The organism is Micrococcus sp. HSID17227 (genome assembly GCF_003989405.1).
Classification (GTDB): domain Bacteria; phylum Actinomycetota; class Actinomycetes; order Actinomycetales; family Micrococcaceae; genus Micrococcus; species Micrococcus luteus.
On sequence record NZ_RBLN01000199.1, the window covers coordinates 1 to 4,258 of the forward strand.

At 72.9% G+C, this 4,258-nt stretch carries 2 protein-coding genes and 1 pseudogene; all 3 read left to right on the forward strand.

Annotation, left to right across the window (positions count from 1 at the left end; translation table 11 throughout):
- Window positions 1–126 (forward strand): annotated as a pseudogene (locus D8M29_RS14220) (imidazolonepropionase); the annotation flags it as partial.
- On the forward strand, window positions 103–1,413 hold the full coding sequence (locus tag D8M29_RS09310) for a hypothetical protein (RefSeq protein WP_370450161.1): 1,311 nt from the start codon (window positions 103–105) through the stop codon (window positions 1,411–1,413). The pseudogene D8M29_RS14220 and the gene D8M29_RS09310, both read left to right, overlap by 24 nt.
- Before the next feature lie 157 nt (window positions 1,414–1,570).
- On the forward strand, window positions 1,571–4,078 hold the full coding sequence (gene leuS / locus D8M29_RS09315) for a leucine--tRNA ligase (protein ID WP_036336586.1): 2,508 nt from the start codon (window positions 1,571–1,573) through the stop codon (window positions 4,076–4,078).
- Window positions 4,079–4,258: the final 180 nt, after the last annotated feature.

A 4,258-nucleotide genomic window follows, 5' to 3' on the forward strand; every position in this document is an offset into this window, starting at 1 on the left:
GTCAACCACCTCTCCGACGCGGACGTCGAGGCCCTCGCCGGCACCTGGACCGGCTGGGACCGCGCCTCGGCCACCGGCACGCCCGGCACCGTGGCCGGCTGCCTGCCCGCGTGCGACCTGTCCACCCTCGCCTTCGTCGGCCTGCTCGTCGGCGCCGGCTTCGCCACCGGCGCCGAAGTCATCCAGTACTTCGTGGGCTTCGGCTGGATCGGCGTCGTGGGCGCGGGACTGGCCGGCCTGCTCGTCACCGCCGGCGGCGCCGTCATCCTCCAGCTGGGCAGCGTGTTCCTCGCGGCCGACCACAAGGTCGTCTTCCGCAGCGTCTCGCACCCCGTGATGGCCCGGATCCTGGACGTCGTGGTGACGGTGACGCTCTTCGCGATCGGCGTCGTCATGCTCGCCGGGGCGGGCTCGACGCTCGCCCAGCAGTTCGGCTGGCCGACGTGGGCGGGCTCCACCCTGATGACCCTGCTCGTGCTCGTGACGGGCATGCTGGACGTGGAGAAGGTCTCCGCGATCATCTCCCTGATCACGCCCCTGGTGGTCGTCGCGGTCGTGGCCGGGTTCGTCCACGTCCTGGTCACCCGCGACGGCGGCTTCACCGCCCACGAGTCCCTCGCCGTCCAGGCCACCACGCCGGTGGACCCGTGGTGGCTGTCCTCGGTCAACTACTTCGGCCTCGTCGTCGTGATGGCCGTGTCCATGTGCCTCGTGATCGGCGGGTCCATCACCCACCCCCGGGAGGCGTTCCTCGGCGGCCTCACCGGTGGCCTGATGTACACCGCCCTGCTCCTGATGGCCTCCACGCTGCTCTACCTCGGCTACGCCGAGATCGGCCGCGCCGACGTCCCCATGCTGCGGCTGTTCGCCTCGATCGCGCCCTGGCTGGGCTGGGCGATGGTCGTGGTGATCTACCTGATGATCTTCAACACCGCGATCGGCATGTTCTACGCGCTGGGACGCCGCCTCACGGCCGACCGCCCGGGCCGCTACCGGCCCGTGTTCGCCGGCGTCACGCTGCTGGCCTTCGCGGTGAGCTTCGTCGGCTTCGGCGACCTGATGAACGTCGTCTACCCGGCGCTGGGCCACCTGGGGATCGTGCTCGCGCTCGTGCTCCTCGTCTGGTGGCTCACCCACCGCCGGCAGATCTCCGCCGAGTCGGGGCTGCGTCTGCGCCTGCTCGCGCTGCTCCGCCTGCGTGAGCATCCGGAGAAGACCTTCACGGCCCAGCACGCAGTGCAGCTGCAGGAGGCGGTCGGGGACTCCGTGGCGGCCCCGGACGCGGTGACGGAGGCCCTCGAGGACGAGGTCGCCCAGGTGCTCGAGGAGGACGACGCGCTCACCTCCGGAGGGGCGCGCCCCGGTCCCGACGCCGGGCCCGAGCGTCCGGCAGGCGGCAGCCACTCCGCCTGAAACCGCGTGCCCGGCCGGGCACGGCGTCTCGGAGCGGCCCTGCGGCCGGGCCGGGGCGCCGTCGCCGTAGGATGGGGTGGCCGGCCGTGCCGCCGGCCCCGTCCGCGCCGCCCGAGGGCCGGCGCCCCATCCCGACTGCGTGAGGACTCGAACCGCCGTGAGCCAGACCCCCGACAGCGCCGTGCCGGCCACCCCCAGCATCCCCGCCGACGCGGAGTACTCGTTCCGTGACGTGGAGGCCCGCTGGGCCGGGTACTGGGAGCAGGCCGGGACGTTCGCCCCGCGCGAGGACGGCTCCGAGACCCGCACCGTGGTCGACATGTTCCCGTACCCGTCGGGCGACCTGCACATGGGGCACGCCGAGGCGTTCGCGATGGGCGACGTCGTCGCGCGCCACTGGATGCAGCGCGGCTTCGACGTGCTGCACCCCATCGGCTGGGACTCCTTCGGCCTGCCGGCCGAGAACGCCGCCATCAAGCGCGACGCCCACCCGGCCGAGTGGACCTACGCGAACATCGAGACGCAGAAGCGCTCCTTCCAGCGGTACGGCATCGCCGTGGACTGGTCCCGTGAGCTGCACACCTCGGACCCCGAGTACTACCGGTGGACCCAGTGGCTGTTCCAGCAGCTGTACCGCAAGGGCCTGGCGTACCGGAAGGACTCCCCGGTCAACTGGTGCCCCCAGGACCAGACGGTGCTCGCCAACGAGCAGGTCGTGGACGGCCGCTGCGAGCGCTGCGGAACCGAGGTCACCAAGCGGACCCTGAACCAGTGGTACTTCCGCATCACCGAGTACGCGGACGCGCTGCTGGACGACATGGACCAGCTCACCGGCCACTGGCCCGAGCGCGTGCTCGCCATGCAGCGCAACTGGATCGGCCGCTCCGAGGGCGCCCACGTCGACTTCCAGGTCGAGGACGGCCCCGTCGTCACGGTCTTCACCACCCGGCCGGACACGCTGCACGGCGCGACCTTCATGGTGGTCGCCGCCGACGCGCCGCTGGCCGCCGAGCTCGCCGGCGACGACGTGCGGGCCGAACTCGAGGCGTACCGGGAGGACCTGAAGAAGGTCTCGGACATCGACCGCCAGGCCACGGACCGCCCGAAGAGCGGCGTGTTCCTGGGCCGCCACGCCGTGAACCCGCTGACCGGTGAGCGCCTGCCGATCTGGGCCTCGGACTACGTGCTGGCCGACTACGGCACGGGCGCCATCATGGCCGTGCCGGCCCACGACCAGCGCGACCTCGACTTCGCCCGCGCCATGGGGCTGCCCGTGCGCGCCGTGCTGGACACCGGCGAGGAGGACCCGGCCGTCTCCGGCGTCGCGACGACCGGCGAGGGCATCCTGGTGAACTCCGGGGAGCTCGACGGCCTGGACAAGACCGCGGCCATCGCGCGGGCCATCGAGATCGTGCAGGAGCGCGGCACCGGCCGGGGCACCACCACGTACCGGCTGCGCGACTGGCTGCTCTCCCGTCAGCGCTTCTGGGGCACCCCGATCCCCGTGGTCCACTGCCCGGACTGCGGCGAGGTGCTCGTGCCGGAGGACCAGCTGCCGGTCACCCTGCCGACCGACCTCAAGGGCGAGCAGCTCGCCCCCAAGGGCCAGTCGCCCCTGGCCGCGGCGACGTCGTGGGTCGAGGTGGACTGCCCGCAGTGCGGCGGCCCCGCGCGACGGGACACCGACACCATGGACACGTTCGTGGACTCGTCCTGGTACATGCTCCGCTACGCGTCCCCGAACGACGACGCCCGCGTCTTCGACCCCGAGGCCCTGCGCCGCTGGCTGCCCGTGGACCAGTACGTGGGCGGCGTGGAGCACGCGATCCTGCACCTGCTGTACGCCCGCTTCTTCACCAAGGCCCTGCACGACCTCGGCCTGGTGCCCTTCACCGAGCCGTTCCGCGCCCTGCTCAACCAGGGCCAGGTGCTCAACGACGGCAAGGCCATGTCCAAGTCGCTGGGCAACGGCGTGGACCTGGGCGACCAGCTGGACCAGTTCGGCGTCGACGCCGTGCGCCTGACCATGGTGTTCGCCTCGCCGCCCGAGGACGACGTGGACTGGGCCGACGTCGCCCCGGGGGCCGCCGGCAAGTTCCTGGCCCGCGCGTGGCGCCTGGCCCGCGACGTCCGCGCGACGGGCACCCCGGCCGGCACGGACCCGGCGGACGGGGCCGTGGCCCTGCGCCGGGTGACCCACCGGACCGTGCACGAGGCCCAGCAGCTGCTGGACGACGGCAAGTTCAACGTGGTCGTCGCCAAGACGATGGAGCTGGTCAACGCGGCCCGCAAGGAGATCGACGCGGGTGCCGGCGCGGCCGACCCAGCCGTCCGCGAGGCCGCCGAGGCCGTGGCCGTGCTGCTCTCCCTCGTGGCGCCGTACACGGCCGAGGACATGTGGGTGCTGCTCGGCCACGAGCCCTCCGTGGTCCGCGCCGGCTGGCCCGCGGTGGACGAGGCGCTGCTGGTCGAGGACACCGTCACGGCCGTCGTCCAGGTCAAGGGCAAGGTCCGCGACACCCTCGAGGTGCCCGCGGACATCACCGCCGAGGACCTCGAGGCGCGCGCCCGCGCGTCGCAGAAGGTGCGGAACTTCATCGGGGACGCCGAGATCGTCAAGGTGATCGTGCGGGAGCCCAAGCTCGTGAACCTGGTGATCCGCTGACCGCGTGAGACCGGCCCCGACCGAGCCGGGGGAGAGGAGGCAGGCCGTGGCGAGCATCGAGCAGTGGCGCGACGACGCGCTCGTCCGCCTGCGCTCCCGCCGCTCCCAGCTGGCCGGGCGGGCACGCTACGGGCTGCGCCCGCCCCGCCGGGACCGCACGGCCGTCGTCACGGACTCGGC